20 protein-coding genes and 2 tRNA genes are annotated in these 18,160 nt (G+C 70.8%); 18 read left to right on the top strand and 4 right to left on the bottom strand.

Annotation, left to right across the window (positions count from 1 at the left end; genetic code table 11):
- The first annotated feature begins 169 nt into the window (after positions 1–169).
- Positions 170–838, top strand: a complete 669-nt coding sequence (locus HOP40_RS06855; RefSeq protein ID WP_240157554.1) for a response regulator transcription factor — start codon at positions 170–172, stop codon at positions 836–838.
- 221 nt (positions 839–1,059) lie between these two features.
- Positions 1,060–1,335: a GlsB/YeaQ/YmgE family stress response membrane protein gene (locus HOP40_RS06850; RefSeq protein ID WP_172155743.1), complete on the top strand. Its 276-nt coding sequence runs from the start codon at positions 1,060–1,062 to the stop codon at positions 1,333–1,335.
- Between the two features lie 131 nt (positions 1,336–1,466).
- Here HOP40_RS06850 and HOP40_RS06845 read toward each other — a convergent pair whose 3' ends face one another.
- Together HOP40_RS06845 and hisC are read right to left on the bottom strand one after the other, a co-directional pair.
- Complete coding sequence (locus HOP40_RS06845) at positions 1,467–1,868, bottom strand: DUF4870 domain-containing protein (protein ID WP_240157553.1); 402 nt, start codon at positions 1,866–1,868, stop codon at positions 1,467–1,469.
- A gap of 37 nt (positions 1,869–1,905) precedes the next feature.
- Positions 1,906–2,970: a histidinol-phosphate transaminase gene (hisC, locus tag HOP40_RS06840; protein WP_172155741.1), complete on the bottom strand. Its 1,065-nt coding sequence runs from the start codon at positions 2,968–2,970 to the stop codon at positions 1,906–1,908.
- Between the two features lie 48 nt (positions 2,971–3,018).
- On the opposite strand from hisC, the gene HOP40_RS06835 reads away from it, so the two are divergent.
- The 7 genes from HOP40_RS06835 to HOP40_RS06805 all read left to right on the top strand — a co-directional run bounded on the left by HOP40_RS06835 (position 3,019) and on the right by HOP40_RS06805 (position 9,701).
- Entirely contained in the window at positions 3,019–3,717 is a 699-nt protein-coding gene (locus tag HOP40_RS06835) for a dienelactone hydrolase family protein (protein ID WP_172155739.1), read from the top strand.
- Between the two features lie 129 nt (positions 3,718–3,846).
- Complete coding sequence (locus HOP40_RS06830; protein ID WP_240157552.1) at positions 3,847–5,811, top strand: acetoacetate--CoA ligase; 1,965 nt, start codon at positions 3,847–3,849, stop codon at positions 5,809–5,811.
- A gap of 44 nt (positions 5,812–5,855) precedes the next feature.
- Positions 5,856–5,945 (top strand) — tRNA-Ser (locus tag HOP40_RS06825).
- A 45-nt stretch (positions 5,946–5,990) separates the two neighbouring features.
- Positions 5,991–6,066: transfer RNA gene (locus HOP40_RS06820), tRNA-Arg, on the top strand.
- 111 nt (positions 6,067–6,177) lie between these two features.
- Positions 6,178–7,482 carry a site-specific integrase gene (locus HOP40_RS06815; protein ID WP_172155735.1) on the top strand — a complete coding sequence of 435 codons (1,305 nt, stop codon included), beginning with the start codon at positions 6,178–6,180 and terminating at the stop codon, positions 7,480–7,482.
- 82 nt (positions 7,483–7,564) lie between these two features.
- A complete protein-coding gene (locus HOP40_RS06810) occupies positions 7,565–8,476 on the top strand; it encodes a phosphotransferase family protein (protein WP_172155733.1) in 912 nt (303 codons plus the stop codon).
- Between the two features lie 610 nt (positions 8,477–9,086).
- On the top strand, positions 9,087–9,701 hold the full coding sequence (locus HOP40_RS06805) for a hypothetical protein (RefSeq protein WP_172155731.1): 615 nt from the start codon (positions 9,087–9,089) through the stop codon (positions 9,699–9,701).
- Positions 9,702–9,802: 101 nt separating this feature from the next.
- Here HOP40_RS06805 and HOP40_RS06800 read toward each other — a convergent pair whose 3' ends face one another.
- Together HOP40_RS06800 and HOP40_RS06795 are read right to left on the bottom strand one after the other, a co-directional pair.
- A complete protein-coding gene (locus HOP40_RS06800) occupies positions 9,803–11,203 on the bottom strand; it encodes an NsdA family TPR-like regulatory protein (RefSeq protein WP_172155729.1) in 1,401 nt (466 codons plus the stop codon).
- A 143-nt stretch (positions 11,204–11,346) separates the two neighbouring features.
- Entirely contained in the window at positions 11,347–11,679 is a 333-nt protein-coding gene (locus HOP40_RS06795; RefSeq protein ID WP_172155727.1) for a helix-turn-helix domain-containing protein, read from the bottom strand.
- A 188-nt stretch (positions 11,680–11,867) separates the two neighbouring features.
- Between HOP40_RS06795 and HOP40_RS06790 the strand changes: the two genes are divergently transcribed.
- The 9 genes from HOP40_RS06790 to HOP40_RS06750 are packed head-to-tail and all read left to right on the top strand — an operon-like array spanning position 11,868 to position 17,946.
- Entirely contained in the window at positions 11,868–12,182 is a 315-nt protein-coding gene (locus tag HOP40_RS06790) for a helix-turn-helix domain-containing protein (protein ID WP_205347114.1), read from the top strand.
- Entirely contained in the window at positions 12,182–12,403 is a 222-nt protein-coding gene (locus tag HOP40_RS06785) for a hypothetical protein (protein WP_172155725.1), read from the top strand. The genes HOP40_RS06790 and HOP40_RS06785 overlap by 1 nt, the downstream gene beginning before the upstream one ends.
- Complete coding sequence (locus HOP40_RS36730; RefSeq protein ID WP_172155723.1) at positions 12,400–12,999, top strand: WhiB family transcriptional regulator; 600 nt, start codon at positions 12,400–12,402, stop codon at positions 12,997–12,999. Before HOP40_RS06785 ends, HOP40_RS36730 begins: the two co-directional genes overlap by 4 nt.
- Positions 12,999–13,442, top strand: a complete 444-nt coding sequence (locus HOP40_RS06775; RefSeq protein WP_172155721.1) for a hypothetical protein — start codon at positions 12,999–13,001, stop codon at positions 13,440–13,442. The genes HOP40_RS36730 and HOP40_RS06775 overlap by 1 nt, the downstream gene beginning before the upstream one ends.
- Complete coding sequence (locus tag HOP40_RS06770) at positions 13,439–13,813, top strand: hypothetical protein (protein ID WP_172155719.1); 375 nt, start codon at positions 13,439–13,441, stop codon at positions 13,811–13,813. The genes HOP40_RS06775 and HOP40_RS06770 overlap by 4 nt, the downstream gene beginning before the upstream one ends.
- Positions 13,810–15,747 (top strand): type IV secretory system conjugative DNA transfer family protein, encoded by a 1,938-nt coding sequence (locus HOP40_RS06765; protein WP_172155717.1) that lies wholly within the window; start codon positions 13,810–13,812, stop codon positions 15,745–15,747. The genes HOP40_RS06770 and HOP40_RS06765 overlap by 4 nt, the downstream gene beginning before the upstream one ends.
- The gene (locus HOP40_RS06760) at positions 15,744–16,424 is read left to right on the top strand and encodes a hypothetical protein (RefSeq protein ID WP_172155715.1); all 681 of its coding nucleotides are present in this window, start codon (positions 15,744–15,746) and stop codon (positions 16,422–16,424) included. The genes HOP40_RS06765 and HOP40_RS06760 overlap by 4 nt, the downstream gene beginning before the upstream one ends.
- Complete coding sequence (locus HOP40_RS06755; protein ID WP_172155713.1) at positions 16,421–17,086, top strand: hypothetical protein; 666 nt, start codon at positions 16,421–16,423, stop codon at positions 17,084–17,086. The genes HOP40_RS06760 and HOP40_RS06755 overlap by 4 nt, the downstream gene beginning before the upstream one ends.
- Positions 17,002–17,946 (top strand): hypothetical protein, encoded by a 945-nt coding sequence (locus HOP40_RS06750; RefSeq protein ID WP_172155711.1) that lies wholly within the window; start codon positions 17,002–17,004, stop codon positions 17,944–17,946. Before HOP40_RS06755 ends, HOP40_RS06750 begins: the two co-directional genes overlap by 85 nt.
- Positions 17,947–18,160 lie beyond the last annotated feature (214 nt).

Raw genomic sequence — 18,160 nt, 5'->3', positions numbered from 1 at the left:
GCGCAGCGCAGTTCTCAGCAGCGCGTCACGGCCGCTCCACCGACGGGTGATGTCGCCTCGTTAGCGGATTGTTACTCCGGTCGGGGGTGCGGCAGAGTGGTCGGCGATGCTCCCTGCTGCTCCCCCAGGGGGTGCGTCCACGCACGTGCCGGTCATTCCCCAGCCACGCGTGCCCGTACCCCAGGTCGATCACGTCCTGCTGGCGCTGCCCCCGACCGCGGCGTCGGCCTCCGTGCTGCGCGCTCTGCGGTCCGAGGGCGTCAGCGTCAGCCCCGTCGGCCACGGCATCGGGGTCCTCGACGCCGTCCGCGCCCGTGACCCTGCGCTCATCGTCCTCGACGTCGAGCTGCCCGGTCCCGACCAGGCGTCGGTGCTCGCGGCGGTGCAGAGCGAGTCGCCCGACACCCCGGTCATCGCGGTCACCCCGCGTGAGCGGCGCGCCGGGCTGCTGCACCTGCTGCGGGGCGACCGGGACGACTACGTGCTCCGCCCGTTCGCCGTCGACGAGCTCGCCGCGCGCATCCGGCTGCGCCTGCGGATGGGGCCGGCCGTCGACCACGCGGTGCTGCGGCACGGGGAGCTCGTCGTCGACACGGAGTTCGGCGACGTCACCGTCGACGGGCAGCAGGTCTCCCTGTCGCCCACCGAGTTCGCGCTGCTCAAGGCGATGCTCGGCGAGCCGGGGCAGGTCGTGTCGCCCGACCGGCTGGCGCGCGAGGTGTGGTCGGAGCCGGCGTCGGCCAACCTCGTGCAGGTCTACATCTCCTACCTGCGGCGCAAGATCGGCCCGGAGCGCATCCGCACCGTCCGCGGTGCGGGCTACGTGCTCGAGCCCTGACGCGCCGTCGTGCGGTCCACCACGGTCGTGCACCTGTTCGTGATCGCGCTGTGACCTGCGACGACAGCGCGGACGCAGCGGAACCTGAACGCCGGACGACGGTCCCGTAACGCTTCGGGTGGTATCCGCGCGTGACGGGATTGTTTCCGGGAACCTGCGTGCTATTCAAGGCGCACGCGGGCCGAGCGGGGTTCGGTCCGCACAACGATCAGGAGCTCGACATGACCGTCACCGGGATCATCACCGCCATCGTCATCGGCGCCATCCTCGGCTTCGTGGGCCGACTGGTCGCCCCCGGCAAGCAGAACATCCCGATCTGGCTGACCATCCTGGTCGGCATCATCGCCGCCTTCATCGGCACCGCCCTGGCCCGCCTGTTCGGCGTGGCCGCGACGAACGGCATCGACTGGATCGAGATCATCCTGCAGGTCATCGTGGCCGCCATCGGCGTCACCGCCGTGGCGGGCATCTACGGGCGCCGCGGCGTCCGCCACTGACCTCGTCCGGACGAACGGCCCGGCCCCCGCGGGGACCGGGCCGTTCGCGCGTCCGGGGGCAGAGCGTCCGGGGGCAGAGCGTCGGGGGCAGAGCGTCGGGGGCAGAGCGTCCGGGGGCAGGGCGTCCGGCGTCAGCGGATGAGGCGGATCGTGAGGGGGTAGCGGAAGTCCTCGCCCTGCGAGGCCTTGATCGTGGCCATCACGACCACGATGACGTAGAAGACGCCGTACACGGCCAGGATCGCGAACCCGATCAGCACGATGGCCAGCAGCCAGCCGATCGCGATGATGACGAGCGCGTTGATCTGGAAGTTGAGCGACTCGATCGCTTGGCGCCGCACGAAGGGCGACTGCCCCCCGCGCGCCAGCAGCACGATCAACGGCGCGATGAGGCCGAGGGCGACGTAGGCGGCGACGAAGCTGCCGATGTGGGCACCGACGGCCCAGTTGCGGTCCTCGGAGGGGACCATCGCGCCCGACGGGCCGGGCTGCTGCGGCCAGGACCCCGGTCCGGGCGGCGGGTAGGAGCTCATGGCTCCAGTGAACCGCAGATCGGGGGCCCTGCGGCAGTCAGTTCGGGAACGATCCGGCCGCGGCCAGGAACGCGTCGTTCTCGGCGGGGCTCGACACCGTCACGCGCACGCCGTCGGGGTGGAAGGGCCGCACCACGACCTTGTGGTCGAGGCAGTGCGCGGCGAAGTCGGCCGTGCGGTCGCCCAGTGCCAGCCAGACGAAGTTGGCCTGCGTCGGGGGAACGGTGAAGCCCGCGGCGAGCAGGGCGTCGCGGACCCGCACCCGCTCGTCGACGACCTCGGCGCACGCCGACAGGAGGTCCGCGGCGTCGTCGAGGGCGGCGATCGCGCCCGCCTGCGCCACCGAGCTCACGCTGAACGGGGCGCAGACCTTGCGCAGCGCGGTCGCGATCTCCGGCGCCGCGACCGCGTAGCCGACGCGCAGCGCGGCGAGCCGGTAGGCCTTGGAGAACGTGCGCAGGACGACCAGGTTGGGGTGCGCGTCGACGATGTCGAGCCCGTTCGCGGCGTCGGGATCGGTGACGTACTCGTGGTAGGCCTCGTCCAGCGCGACGACCACGTCCGGGCCGACCGCCTCCAGGAACCGCTCCAGCTCCGCGCGGGTGACGACGGTGCCCGTCGGGTTGTTGGGGCTGCACACCATCACCAGCCGCGTGCGCGGGCCGACGGCGGCGGCCATCGCGTCGAGGTCGTGGCGGAAGTCGTCGGTGAGCGGGACCGTGCGGGCGGTGGCCCCGCCGATCTGCGTGACGATCGGGTACGCCTCGAACGAGCGCCACGCGAAGACGACCTCGTCGTCGGGGTGCAGGCAGGTGGCCTGCACGAGCTGCTGGCAGATGCTCACCGAGCCGCAGCCGGTGGCGATCCGGTCGGCGTCGACGCCCAGGCTCTGCGCGAGGCGGGCCGTGAGGCCGACGACGGCGAGGTCGGGGTAGCGGTTGCCCGCCGCGGCGGCCTCGGCGATCGCGGCCAGCACCGGCGGGGTCGGCGGCAGCGGGACCTCGTTGCTCGCCAGCTTGATCGCGCCCGGCACCACGCGGCCGGGGACGTAGGCGGGAAGGGCCGCGAGGTCGGCCCGGATCGTCGTCACGCGCGTCACCATATGCCGCCCGGTCCCGTCCGTTCGGCGGAGTCGTGCCAGGCTGTGAGCATGACCGACATCCGCACGGAGACCGTACCCCTGGTCGACGGCAGCGCGTTGCGGCTCACCGTCGGAGAGCCGGTCAGCCCGGTCCGCGGGGGCATCGTCGTGCTGCACGAGGCGCGGGGGGTCACCGACACCGTGCGGGGCCTGGTCAGCGGCCTGGCCGCCGACGGATGGCTCACCGTCGCCCCCCACCTGTACCACCGCGACGGCGCCGACGAGGTCGACGGCGACGACGGCCAGGTGCAGCAGCAGGTCGACCGCCTCGACGGCGAGCAGGTCATGGCCGACACCGACACCGCCTTCGGCTGGCTGGCCGAGCGCGACATCGCGTCGGACCGGATGGGGGTGATCGGCTTCGACCTCGGCGGGTCCGTCGCCCTCCTGGTGGCGGCGCAGCGCACGCTCGGCGCGGCCGTCACCGTCGCGGGGGAGGGCATCGCCGAGAACCCGTCGAACGGGCTGCTGCCCCTCGTCGACGCCGCCCCGGGGCTCACCTGCCCGTGGCTGGGCATCTACGGGGAGAACACCGAGGGCGAGCGCGACCCGGAGATCGAGCAGCTGCGCGACGCGGCGGCGAAGTCGGAGCAGGCCACCGACCTCGTCGTCTACCCGCGCACCGGCTACCGCTTCGACTCCGATCCCGGCGCGGCCGCCGACGCCTGGCAGCGCACGCTCAACTGGTTCGACTCGCACCTGCGCTGACGGGAACCCCCGCGAGTCGGGGTGTCGTGGAGCGCGAGTCGCGGGCGTCGCCGGCACCCACACCCGCCGACCGTGATGTGTGCGCCAGACCCTGGCGCGCGGCGGCCCGGGGTTGCGATGCTGGCGCCCATGTCCGAGACCCCCGCCGTCCTGTGGGCTCCTGATCCCGATCACGCCGGCCCGCTGGCGGCGTTCACCGCCTGGGTGCGCGAGCACCGCGGCGTCGACGCCGACGACTACGCCGCGCTGCAGCGCTGGTCCACCGAGGACCTCGAGGGGTTCTGGTCGGCGGTCGCGGAGTTCATGCACGTGCGGTTCCGGACGGAGCCGACGGCGGTCCTCGGTTCGCGCGAGATGCCCGGTGCGCAGTGGTTCCCCGGCGCGACGCTCAACTACGCCGAGCACGCCCTGAGCGAGGGCCCCGGCCGCGCCGACGACGACGTGGCGCTGCTGTTCGCCCGCGAGGACGGTCTGGAGCGCACCGTCACCCACGCCGAGCTGCGCGAGGCCGTCGGCCGCGCCCGCGCCGGCCTGGTGCGCGCGGGCGTCGGCGTCGGCGACCGGGTCGTCGCGCTGGCCCCGAACTCCACCGAGACGCTCGTGGCGTTCCTGGCCGCGGCGAGCCTCGGCGCGATCTGGTCGTCGTGCTCGCCCGACTTCGGCGCGCGCGCCGTGCACGACCGCTTCGCGCAGATCGAGCCGACCGTGCTCGTCGCCGTCGACGGGTACGTCTACGGCGGCAAGCGCTACGACATCCGCCCCACCGTGACGGCGCTGCAGGCCCAGCTGCCGACGCTGCGCCAGACCGTCCTCGTGCCCTACCTCGACGAGTCGGCGACGCTCGACGGCACCACGCCGTGGGCCGAGTTCACCGCCGAACAGGGGCCGCTGGAGTTCGAGCCCGTGCCGTTCGACCACCCGCTCTGGGTGCTCTACTCCTCGGGCACCACCGGTCTGCCCAAGGGCATCGTGCACGGGCACGGCGGCATCGTGGTCGAGCACGTCAAGGCGCTCGGGCTGCAGATGGAGCTCGGCCCCGGCGAGCGGTTCTTCTGGTTCACCACCACCGGCTGGATGATGTGGAACCTGCTCATCGGCGGGCTGCTCGTGGGGACCACCGTGGTGCTCTACGACGGCAACCCCGGCCACCCCGACCTCGGCACCCTGTGGAAGCTCGCCGAGCGGCACCGCGTCACCTACTTCGGGGTGTCGGCGCCCTACATCCAGGCCTCGCTCAAGGCCGGTCTGCGCCCGCGCGACCAGTTCGACCTCTCCTCGCTGCGCGCCATCGGGTCCACCGGTGCCCCGCTGTCGGAGGACGGCTTCCGCTGGCTCGGCGACGCCGTCGGCGAGCACGTCCAGATCTGCTCGGTCTCCGGCGGCACCGACGTGTGCGCGGCGTTCGTCGGCGCCGCGCCGAACGTGCCCGTGTGGATGGGGGAGATCTCCTGCGCGGCGCTCGGCGCGAACGTCGTGGCCTTCGACGAGAAGGGCGAGGAGCTCGTCGACGAGGTGGGGGAGCTGGTCATCACCCACCCCACGCCCTCGATGCCGGTGATGTTCTGGAACGACCCCGACGGCTCGCGGCTGCGCGAGGCCTACTTCGAGGACTTCCCCGGCGTCTGGCGCCACGGCGACTGGGTGCGCGTCACCCCGCGCGGCTCCTACGTCATCTACGGGCGCAGCGACTCCACGCTCAACCGCGGCGGCGTCCGCATGGGCACGGCCGACTTCTACGCCGTCGTCGAGGCGTTCGAGTCCGTCGTCGACGCCCTCGTCATCGACACCACCGAGCTCGGCGCCCGCGACGAGGGCGCGCTCCTGTGCTTCCTGGTGCTCGCGCCCGGGGCCGAGCTGGCCGACGTCGAGCCGGGCCTGCGCAAGGCCCTGCGCACCGAGCTGTCGCCGCGGCACGTGCCCGACCGGTTCGTCGTCGTCGAGGCGATCCCGCGCACGCTCAACGGCAAGAAGTGCGAGGTGCCGGTCAAGAAGATCCTCGCCGGCGTGGCCCCGGACAAGGCCGTGAGCAGGGGCGCGCTGCAGAACCCGGACGCCCTGGCCCCCTTCCTCGCCCTCGCGGCCGGGGGGTCGTGAAGCGGCCCGGGAGGGTCTAGTAAGGTTGCCCAGGTACGGCTTCGGGAGGCTTCGCCTAGTCTGGTCTATGGCGCCGCACTGCTAATGCGGTTTGGGGTAACCCCCCATCCCGGGTTCAAATCCCGGAGCCTCCGCTCCGACGTGGCCTGTTAGGCTGCCGAGGTACAACTGAAGATCACGCGCCCGTAGCTCAACGGATAGAGCATCTGACTACGGATCAGAAGGTTAGGGGTTCGAATCCCTTCGGGCGCACCATCGTCACACTAGCCCTGACCAGCACCAACGGTCAGGGCTAGATCATTTCCAGGGTCGGCTAGTTGATCTCGATCCACGGTCTGATCCACGAACCTTGCTAGCTTCCGCGTCATGACCATTGTCCCCGAGCCGGCGAAGGCCCGATCCCGCGGCAACATCCGCCGGATGCGCGACCGCGTGCAGGTGCGCGTGTCGGCCGGCGAGGACCCGAGCACGGGCGAGCGGATCATCCTCACCGACAGCGTGCCGATCGAGGTCCCGGGCAACGCCCGCTCCGAGCGCGAGGCGCTCAAGGCCGCGGAGAAGCTCCGCACGAGGATGTTGGCCGACGCCGACGAGCTGAAGGTCGCCCGCACCCGCGCGACCGTCGGGGCACTGCTGGGGCGCTGGATGGCACAGCACGAGATCGACGCGACGACGCGCATGACCTACGAGTCGCAGATCCGGATGTACATCGTTCCGGCGATCGGTGACGTCCCGCTGGTCCTGTTCGTGCGCGACGCGTCGCAACGGCTGGAGACGCTATACAGCCGGCTTCGCAAATGCCGGATGCTGTGCAACGGCAAGACGTTCGTCGAGCGCCACGCCGAGAAGGGCCCGCACGACTGCGCGGCCGCTGGCTGCAAGCCGCATGTCTGCAAGCCCTACGCGGCTTCGAGCGTGCGCTCGATCCACGCCATCCTGTCCGGCGCGTGCAGCGCCGCCGTCCGGTGGGGATGGATCAGCTTCAACCCGATGCCGTCGGTCCGACCGCCGGCCAAGCCCCGCCCGCAGCCGCGCCCGCCGACCAGCGAGCAGATGGCGCGGATTGTGGAGGCCGCCTGGACGTCGTCGGCCGAGTGGGGTCTCTACGTCTGGCTCTCCGCGGTGCTCGGTGCCCGGCGCGGCGAGGTGGTCGCCCTGCAGTGGGAGGACGTCGACCTGACCGCCGGGGTCGTGCGCCTGGACGAGAACTACGTCCGTACGAACGACGGCATGGTCCTCAAAGACACGAAGTCGCACCAGATGCGGCGAGTGTCGATCGACGCGCCGACCGTCGAGCTGCTCCGGCAGCACCGCGAGGACTGCGCGGGCCAGCTCGCGCTGCTTGGCGTCTCCTTAACGGACCGAACGTGGGTGTTCTCCGCGCAGCCTGACATGAGCCGGCCCCGCGACCCAGCGTCGCTCACACGCCGCTACGGGCGCCTCGTGGCCAAGCTCGGCATCGACACGATGCTCAAGGAGCTGCGGCACTACTCCGCGACGGAGCTGCTCACCGCGGGCGTGGATCTGCGCACCGTGGCCGGCCGGCTCGGGCATGGCGATGGCACGACGACGTTGCGCCACTACGCCGCATGGGTCGGCTCGGCCGACACCGCGGCGGCCGGCGTCATCGGGGGCCGGATGCCCGTCCTCCGGCCGGTCGACCGCTCGTAGGCCCGGCAACCCGACACGGTCCGCGCGTACCCTGAGGCTCGATCGCTTCCCGGTCGAGCCGAAGGTGGGGACAGCGCCGAACATGGCCGAACTCGCGACCAGCTCTAGCGAAGCGCTCACGGAGACCACTGCCCGTCGGGCGTTGACCCATGCGTGTCAACAGGTCGGGCTTCCGCATGGCAATGCCGAGCTGATCCGCATCGGCTCCAACGCGGTGTTCAGGGTGGATGCGGCGTCCATCGCGCGGGTGGCGCCGTCGCTGGCACACCGCGAGAACGCGCAGAAGCAGATCGACGTCGCCCGCTGGTTGCGGGACATCGACTACCCCGCGACGCGCGCGCTTGACGTCGAGCAGCCCGTCGAGGCCGAGGGCCGGATCGTGACGTTCTGGGAGTCGATCTCCTTAGAGACCCGCTACGCCCCGATCCGCGACGTCGCGAGACTGACGCGCCGGCTCCACGACCTCCAGCTACCACCGAAGCTAGCTCTCCCGGCACTTCAGCCATTTGGAGCGCTTGAAGAGCCGTTTCCGGACCTTCCAGCCATTCCTAGAGCTGACGCGCAATTCCTGCGTGAGCGGCTCGAATGGGCACGCTCGCAGTTCCCGGTCCTCCCGTTCGTCCTTCCGCCCGGCGTCGTGCACGGCGATGCCAATGTAGGCAACGTCTTGGTCGACGATGAAGGTCGAGCAATCCTCATCGACCTAGACAGTTTTTCCACCGGCCCCCGCGAATGGGATCTTGTGCAGACCGCATTGTTCTACGATCGGCTCGGCTGGCACACGCGCGATGAGTACATGGAGTTCGTGGACGTGTACGGATTCGATCTGATGTCCTGGCCCGGTTACGGTGAACTTGCTGACATGCGTGAGATTGCGATGACAACGTGGCTGTGCAGAAAGGCCGGGGACTCGGCCAAGACTGCAGCGGAGGCCATGAAGAGAGTGTCGGCGATTCGGACGGGCTCGAGCAGACAGGATTGGGGCGCCTACTAGCCTTCGGAGTCGGTCAGCTATCGATTTCAGGACCCCGTCCGGGGAGTTTTTGCTTGAGTCCCGAACGGTGTCGCTGAGCTGGGCGGACAGGTCCGACGCCTACCGCGACGTTGGATGTCGTTCCTGGCCGTTACCGGTAGATAGGCGTGGGACGCGATCGTGACGCGACCAGCTCGGGGGCTGGCTCACACCGCCCCACCTCCCTCATCTTGGCCGCCCTGCTCGTCGCAGTGGTGGTGTCCAGGGTGGCGCAGCCATCGCGTAGCAACGCCGCGGGCCGCCCTGCACTCCACCCACGCACCGCTGCATGGACGATTCATGGCCGAGGGGTCGAAGTCGCAGCACCGTTGTCTCCCCTCCTTAACGGTGGTTGAATCTTGCAATGGCGCAACCAGTGCAGAGTTCGGCCCCGGTCGGCTCTTTCGTTCACGGTCCTCAATCATGCCGTGCGTGCTTTGACGGCCTCACTCCAGTTTGGAATGGCGAACCTCAGTCGTTTCGAGCCGCTGGCGAAGAGTGGCGCATACGGCCAAATCCCGGTTATTGGGGAAGCCCGGAGCCCAAGGTCTTAGTTCTCGGCTTCTCGAAGGGTCCGGGTCAAGTTGAGCGCGTGGAGAATTGGTCCGGCGGCGATGGCTTCGAGGACATACCGTTCAATGATGCGCGAGGGCGCATGCGTCCCAATCTGCATAGCCTCCTCTGTGCTATCGGACTAATCGACGCATCGCGGCCGGTCGAGACTCTATTCAAGTCAGACGAGAAGTTGCTGGGATTCGCGTCAATTGTGCGATGCTCAGTCGAGATTCTGACCGGGGGCGACTGGAAGGGTAGTGGTAGTCGCATCCTCTCTAGAACAGTCAGTGCGCGGCCCAGATTTCTTCGCGAGTGCGTCAATCGTCATCTTCGAGACGCGTTGCCGCAAAGTGTTGAGTTGATCATTCTGCTTGGTGCGGAGGTTGGCTACGTTCGGGAGATGCGCGAGTTTTTGGCGAGTGAGGTCATGCCGCCGAAGATTGAGTACGTCTATCAAGCGCTCGGTAGAACTGTCGTTCATCTCCCGCATCCGTCTGGTGAGGCGAGCGGCTTTGTAAAGGTGTTCTGCGGCGAGAAGGAGAAGCCTGGGCAGAACGAAGGGTCCATGATTGAGTGCAGGCGCCAGGTAGTGCCGGCGGTCGCCAAACTGCTCCCAAGCCTCGGTCGGCCGAACGATGCGGTTGGTCACTGACAAGGCGCAGAGGCGGACGCCTGCAGCGCGCGAAGCGCGCCTAGATGACGGAAGAGGTCCACGCGGCATTGGAGGCCACGCAGCCAGCTTGCAGGTCCCTGCTATAGCAGCGAACTCTCACTTCGCGACCACATCCGTGTCTCACGAACGCTGGCGGCGAACTCGCGCACGCTGGGCACCCGCCGATGACGCGCGAGCCGTTCTCGGAACTCGTTGACGTAGCTGTGGCAGCGCGCCGACTCCAGACCTTCGCCGACGGTGAACGCTTGCGCGGCAATCTGGCATCCCTCGTCGACGTCGCCGCGGTCGAGGTGCGCGTCAGCGAGGACCATCGCCACGAAGAAGTCACTGCGAACGTAGTCGCCCGACGCCGAGTCCAGTGCGCGCGTCGCAAACTCGATCGCTTGGTTCGGCCGGCCGAGGTCGCGGTGACAGTGACCCAGCTCTGCCGCAAGTTCGGCGTCGTCGAAGTAGTCGAGCCACGCAGGTCCGTCGCCCGGAGTGTGCCGCTCGAAGTGCTCGATCGCGGCGCCCATCGCTCGGTCGCATGCCGTCGCGTCGCCGAGTCGGGCGAGTGCGCGCGCTTCCATCGCGTAGAAGTGCGACGTCAGGATCGCGACGCCTGTTGACTCCGTCCCGAGTCGTGCCGCTCGGGCCATGTTCGCTGCTTCCCGGTACCGGCCGAGGAAGCTGGCTTGGTGGCTCATCGCGTCGAGGATGCTCGCCGCGAGCAACCGGTCTCCTCCGGCGTCGGCGAACCCGAGTGCCTGGATGAAGTAGCGCTGCGCGAGTCCGTGGTGCCCGGCGTCGTACGACATCCACGCGGCGAGCTGCGTCGACTCGCCGGCTGCAGAGAAGAGGGTGGCGCGGACGTCGGCGGTGCACTGCGCGCGTAGGAGCTGGGGCAGCTGGCCGCGGAGGTACTGCACGAGGGCGTTGCGCGCGTGCGCGCCGCCGAAGGTGCTGTCGATGCGGTCGAACGTCGATCGCATCGTGCGTAGCCGCTCGACGTCGGACGCGCCGACCTTCTTCGGGCCCGAGCCCGAGCCGAGCTGCTGTTGCGCATCCACCAGCCACGCCACCGAGGCGTCGTGCCAGGCGCCGACGTTGGCCGGGGCGTTGCTGAGAGCGGCGGTTCCCGCGAGATCGGCTTCGAGCAGCTCGGCGACGCTGCTCACGCCGTCGTCAGGGCGGTAGGGGTAGGCGAGGCCGACGTCCGGTGAGAAGGAGAGCGTCGACCGGAACCCGAGTTCGTCGGGCGAGACGCGCCGGCCGAGCCGGACGGCGAGGGCCTCCCGGATCGCGTTGCGGGTCGCGTCGTCCCGGGGAGAGACGCCGGACACCCAGCGACTGACGTAGGTGTGGTTGAACCGCTTCCCTGCGGCGCGCCCCGCCGCGGAGTCGTTGACGGCCCGCGCGAACCTCTTCCGGCCGACCTCACCGCGTCCGTCGAGGAAGCCGGCTTCGGTCATGAGTGCGACGAGGCGTTCGTTCGTCGGCACGACCGCTCACCCCCCTGACCTGCGCCCTGTGCGCAAGTGTGCCCCCTTCTGCGCCCTGTTGGAGGCCGTTCCGGAGAACCACGCTGGTTCCTGTGCGGGACAGCCACGGCGCCCGAAACGACAGGAGGCGAGAGATGCCACAGCTACGAGGGAGAGCCGTTCTCGCGTTCCAACGCCTCGACGCGGTGACGCAGGTCACGGAGGTCGCGTCGGATTGCGGCGAGGTCGTCGGTCGGGATGTCGTCGGTCGAGCGTCCGCGGAGAACTGCGCCGAGGTGATCGGCAGGCCAGTCGAGTGCGCTCGACAGCGACGCCAGCGTGCGTGGCTGCCGTCGGCGCTCGTTGAGAACGTGCACCAGTTCACGGACCGTCGTGAGCGAGACGCCGGACCGCGTGGCCAGCTCCGTCATCGTCATGCCGCGGTCGTCCAGCCGGGCGCGGATCGCCGCGCCGACAGCCGGCCAGTCCTGGCTCATGTGCTCTCCCGGGTCGAGGTCTGCCGAGAGTAGCTAGAGCGCGAAGCCGCGCGTAGGTCGCGCGTAAAACACCGTTTGACTGACTATCAATCTACGCTCAAACTGAGTGTGAAACTGACAGGAAGCGAGACGACGAGATGCACGGGCACCGAGACACAGGAGTGGCAGGACAACCTGAGGAGCGAGCAGTGAGCAACAACCGATCCGACCAGCCGGCCATGAAGCGGCCGTCCTTCTACACCGCGGCCGAGACCGCCGAGATCCTCCGGCTCGATGAGTCGACGCTGTACCGGCACCTCCGCAACGGAACGTTCCCCGGGCTCAAGATCGGCGGGCGTTACGTCGTGCCTGGGGCGGTGCTGGACCGGCTTGTCGACGACGTGCTCGTCACGGGCCGCTGCGTCGACCTGGGCGGCTGGACCGAACAGTGGCGCCACGACCAGATCGCCGCGCTCGCCCGCATCGCCGCGGCGAACGTGGAGCTTCCGGGCGGGGTGGCCTGATGGGAACCGTCGGCCTATTGATCTTCTTCGCCATCGTCGGTGCGGCGATCTGCGCGAAGGCCCGGGTCGCGGGCGGGGCGGTCGTGTTCGCGCTGCTGGCGCTGGTGCTGTTCATCGGCACGCCTGCCGGCGCGGGTCTGCCCGGCTTGGTCGCGGACTTCCTGTCCACGGTCGGTGCCGCGTCCGAGCCGCTGACCGAGGGTTCGGGAGCAGTGGGATGAGCGCCCCGGCGACGAGGACGACCCGACGTGAGCCGGTCGGCGGCCACGTGCGGCCGGAGGACTTCCGGCACCGCGCGGTCTGTCGGTCGGTCGATCCGGAGATCTTCTTCCCGACCGCGGTGGACGGTCCGGAGTTCGAGGCGCAGGTGTCGCTCGCCAAGACCGTGTGCGCAGGCTGTCCAGTGCGGGAGCAGTGCTTGTCGTGGGCGCTGGGACACCAGCCGGACGGCATCGCGGGCGGGATGACCGAGCACGAACGCCGCCACGAACTGGCCCGCCGCCGTGGTGGTCGGCGGCGGGGCCGGCTCCCGCGGCCACGGACCCCGCAGCGCCCGGTGAACGCAACACGGGCCGAGGTAGCCGAGGCGGGACGGGCCGCGATCGCGGCCGGGATGTCGGTGCGGGACGCGGCGGGGGAGTTCCTGGTCTCGCCCCGCACCGCGGGCCGCTGGGCCCGCGCCATCCACACCAGCACGACGTCGAGCGCTTGCTCGGCGGGCATAGGGGAGGGGAGCGCCGGCGGCCACCGGGCTCCCCTCCAGATCTCCCACACAGCAACCCAGGCAGGGACACGAGCGGAAGGGACCCGATCCTAATGAGTACCGAAGGCATTCACGAGCCCGACGACCGCCCCGAGGCGGTGCAGCAGGCCGAGGTCGGCGCCCGCGCCTGGCGTGCGGTGGTGCACGCGCAGCGTGGCGCCGCGCCCGATCACGCGGACTTCTACAACCTGGCCGGGCACCTGGTCGACACGTTCGCCGCGATCGAGTCGTTGGCCCGGCTGCTGGCCGACCCGGTGTGCAGCTACGCCGACCGGCAGCCGCCCGGGAAGCGGGTCTACGACGACGCGCGCGGGGTGGACCCGTGGCGAGAGGACCCGCGGGAGCGCCTCGCCGACGCCCGCTGCGACCTCGACCAGCTAGCGATCGCGGCCGGATGCGCGCTGGACGTGGCCAACCGGTTCTGGAGCGCGATCAGCCACATCGGCGTCGAGGACAACCCTTCCGCCGGCCGCGCCGACGGCGAGGTGTCCCGATGACCCGCCAGGTACGCGCCATCGGCGGCCCCGCCGCGGTGGTCGCCGGGCTGCACCGGTGGATCGATGGCCACGACGCGCACGTGCAGGCCGCGGTGTGGCTGCTGCTCGCCCACGAAGTGTGGCCGCGACGAACGGACTTCGTGGCGGCGTGTGTGAACCACAGCCCGGACGGCGGGTGGTGGATCGATTTCCGTGCCGCGCGGATCGCGTTCGACAACGGCCGGTTCGACACCGCGTCGTCGACGGAGCTCGCGGTCCTCGACCTGGCGATCACCCTCGGGACGGACCGGTTCCGGTTCCGGGCGATGGGCCCTGGCAACGCCCGTGCGGTCGCCACGGCGGTCGCCCACGCGGTGGGAGCGGACCGATGAACCTCCTCTTGCTGCTCGTCGTGCTGGGGATCGCGGCCGGGGTGCTGTGGCGGCGCGGCTCGTACGCCTACGCCCTGCTCTGCGTCCTGCTCGCCGGGTTCCCGGCGTGGGCGCTGCTGCGCCAACTCCCGTGGTGGGGATATCTGATCGCCGCCGTGTTCGGCGCCGCGGTGGGGTGGCATCACCTGTCCCGCTCGGCCGCGCTGGTGACCCGCTGGTCCAGCCAATCCCGGCGCAAGGCCGGCGTCGCCTCCACCCTCGACATCGTGCGCCACGCCTCCGCGCACGCGATGTGCCAACGGGCTGCGACCGTCCGCCCGTCTCTGGCCGAGCTGGGCCGGTGGGCGAGGTTCCGGTTGCCGGCGGTCGAGGTCGCGATCGAGCTGTGCCGTACGGGATGGCTCACGGTGTGGTCGCCGATCGAGGACGTCGTCATGATCTTCGGCGGTCCGCGCACCGGGAAGACCGGATGGTTGGCCGGCCGGATCCTCGACGCCCCCGGCGCCGTCCTCGTCACGAGTACCCGCACCGATCTCTACGAGCTGTGCGCACCATTGCGCGCCCGGCGCGGCCCGGTGTACGTGTTCAACCCGGTCGGGCTCGGCGGGAAGGCGTTCGCCTCCACGATCACGTTCGACCCCCTGACGGGGTGCACGGATCCGGTGACCGCCGCCGAGCGGGCCAGCGACTTGATCGCTGCGGTGTCCCGGGCCGGTGGGGGTGGGGATCGGGAGTTCTGGAACAGCCATGCCCGCCGTGTGCTGGCCGGGCTGCTGCACGCCGCCGCGCTGGGCGGGAAGTCGATCCAGGACGTGGGCCGCTGGGTGGCCGAGGTCGACGACGCCGTCCGCGAGGTTCCGCCGTTGCTGCGTCGCTCGACCGTGCAGGCGTTCGAGCAGGACCTGGCCCAGTTCCTGGGCACGAACACGAACACGCGGACGTCGATCACCTCGACCGTCGCACCGGCGCTGGGGTGGCTCAACCATCCCGACGCCGCCCGCTCGGCGAAGACCGGCGCCGGGGGCGGGTTCGACGTCGAGCGGCTGCTGGCCGAGCGGGCGACGGTGTTCCTGCTCGGCGGGGAGGAGACCCAGACCGGTCCGTTGGTGTGTGCGCTGACCGGGCACATCGCCCGGGAGGCCCGCGCGCTGGCCGCGGTCGCGCCGAAAGGCCGGCTGGACCCGAACCTGACGTTGGCGCTCGACGAGGCGGCGCTGATCTCCCCGGTCCCGCTGGAGTCCTGGACCGCGGACATGGGCGGGCGCGGGGTCACGATCATCGCCGCGTTCCAGTCCCGCGCCCAGCTGCTGGCCCGGTGGGGCGAGCACAACACCGCCACGATCCTGAACAACTGCGGCGCGGTCATGGTGTTCGGCGGCACCCGCGACCGCGACGACCTGCAATTCTGGTCCACCCTCGCCGGGGACCGCGACGAGCCGACGCTGACCACGGACATGCACGGCCGGGTCGCATCGCGGACTACACGCAGGGTGCCGGTGTTGCCGGCGGCGCAGCTGGCGAACCTGCCGTCGGGCCGGGTGATGTTGATCCGGCGCGGTCTGGCCCCGGTGATCGGGCGGGTGCAGATGGCGTGGCAGCGCCGCGACGTCCGCTGGCGCGCCTTCCAGATCGCGCACCCCGCGCTGGCCGCCCGGCTCGCCCGCTGGGCCGCGACGGCGCGTCGCTGGTGGTCGCGTTTGACCGGGCCCGTTGTCGCTGCACTGCGATGGATCGGCGCCCTCTTCGTCAGGTTCTGGCGCGCCGTCTGCGCGACCAGCGCACGGGCCTGGCACTGGATCCGGGATCACCTGACCCCCACCAGCACGCGCGACGTCCTGATCGACCTCGATCCGCCGACGGTCGAGCTGCCCGTCCAGGCCGCGCACACCAGCAACGGCCACACCCACGCCCGCACACCCGGAGGTGCCCCATGACCGCCCACCCCAGCGACCGCCCGGACGGCGCCCGGCCGTCGGTCGCCGAGATCGCTGCGCTGACCCGACGGCTGTGGGAGCTGTCCACGCCCGGCCGGGCGGTGGACCCAGGGGAGCGAGCGGCGTTCCTGGCCGACAAGGACGCCCTGATCACCCGCATCACCGACAGCAACGCCGCGACCGACACCGACGCGGCCACAGGCCGGGAGCGCCACCAGCACATCGCCCGAATCGGGCGCACCGACCAGAGCGCCGACCCGACGGTCCAGGCCGTCACGTTCGACGTGGCCGGCTACTACACCGACGCCCACCTTGCCGCGATCGCTCAGGCCCGCGCCGGAGGCGACACCGAGCGGTTGCAGGACGCGCCGTGGTCGGCCTCGGCGGAGGACGAGCGGGTGCCCGCGATGCCGGACTGGATGCGCGAGCAGGCCCGCCGCACCGAGGCTGCGATCCCTGATGGCACCTACGTGCCCGGCCCGCCCGATGACCTGGCGCGCTTCACTGATCGACTCGCTGCCCTGCGCGGGCAGACCGTCGAGGACGACCCGGCGCGCCGCGAGCAGCTCGCCCACTGGCACACCGACGACACGGCCGACACCCTCGATGCGGACGACGTGCACCAGGAGCCGGGTGGGCCGCGCTCCGCCACGGACGACGGGCCGGGTTTGCCATGACTGGGCCGAACCAGGACGCCGACTTCGCCCGCGCCGACGCCGTCGCCGGGCTGGCCCGCGATCTCGACGAACTACGTCGCGCCGTCGACCCGCTGCACGAGGTCGGAGGCCGGGTCAACGACCTGGCCCGACTGGTCGGTCAACTCGCCGACACCGTCGCCGCGATGACGAAGCGGCCCGCCGCGACCCCGACGCCGTCGTGGTTGCTGCTACCGGCCGACGAAACCGTGGTCGAGCAGGTGCTCGCCGAGTTGTGCGCCTGGCTGCACACGATCTACCTCCGCTACCCCGACGGCGCCACGACGCTGCCGGAGTGCTGGCTGTACCACCCCGACGTGGTCGAGGAACTGCTGTGGCTAATGCACGCCTGGTGCGCTGCCTACCAGGGCAAGGGCGCTTCCGTGCAGCTCGCGGGGGACTGGCACGACCGCCAACGCCCCGGCGTCGTCCGCCGGATCCGTTCGTCGGCGGGGTCGTGCTCGATCGAGCGCCACCAGACCCGCGCGGACTGGGACCAGCGCCCGACCGGTGCCGCCCCGGTCCCCGGCATCGACGCCGTCGAGGTGATCACCGCGTGGTGGGCCACCCGGCGCGACGATCCCGCGCCGGAACCGGCCGCGTCGCCGATCGGGGCGGTCCTGAACGGAGGGCCCCACCGATGACCAGCAGCACCGAGCAGAGCGCCCGGGTGATCCGGGCGGTGATATGGCTGCCCGGGCTCGCGGTCGCGCTCGGCGCCGCGGTCGCCACCGCGCACGGCCTCTACGAGGTCGCGCACGCCGCCCGCGTCCCGGCCGGGATCGCCTGGCTCTACCCGCTCATTACCGACGGGCTCGCGCTGGTCGCCTACGCCGCCACCGCCCGCCTGTCGGGATCGGCGGCCCGCTACGCGTGGTCGGTGGTCGTGCTCGCCGCCGGCCTGTCCGGGCTCGCACAAGCCGCGTTCCTGGCCTCCGGGTCGGCGGTCGAGGCATCGGCGGCGCTGCGGTTCGGGGTCGGGGCATGGCCCGCGATCGCCGCCGCGATCGTCGCGCACCTGCTCTACCTCCTCGCCACCGACGAAAACCCTGCGACGGGCACCGCGGACGATCCGGCCCCTGGTGGTGTTCAGCCGGAGCCGTTCAACCCGGCCCCTGTTCAACCCGAGCCGTCCATCGTTCAAGAGGTCACGGCCCACGCTGTTCAGCCCGCGCCGCCCGCTGCTGTTCACCGTCTACCCGAGGTCGCTGCCCCCGCGGGCCGTCCGGCGCTCGCCCCGGCACCGGTTGAACAGCCTGCCGTCGCTCCGGCTCGGGAGCGGGCGCGGGCGGCTGCGATGCGGCACGCCCACCGCCACGGCGCCCTCCCGACGGTCACCGAACTGGAAGCCGCCGCCGAGGTTTCCCGAGGAACCGCCTCCGCCGCCCTCAAGCACCTCCGAGCCCAGCCGACTCCGCTGCACCTGATCACCCGCAGCACTGATCAGCCCGAGCCGAGCGAGCACGAGGACGACCCGACCATCGAGAAGGCGACCCAGCCATGACCGACATGAGCCGCACAAGCAGCCCGAACACCACCAGCGAGCCGAACAAGAACACCGAGACCAAGCACTACGCCAGACAGACGAACGAAGACCAAGAACGAGACCCAAGAACCAGAAGATCAATTGCAGCACACCTTGGCATCCTGATCGACGGGTCCGGGCCGGCCTTCGGCCGGCCGCAACCGACGCTCCGCGCGGTTGATCTTGCTGCTGC

This window comes from Pseudonocardia broussonetiae (assembly GCF_013155125.1).
Taxonomy (GTDB): Bacteria; Actinomycetota; Actinomycetes; order Mycobacteriales; family Pseudonocardiaceae; genus Pseudonocardia; species Pseudonocardia broussonetiae.
Note: the sequence above shows the minus strand (reverse complement) of the source record. Positions and strands in the feature narration are given on the sequence as shown.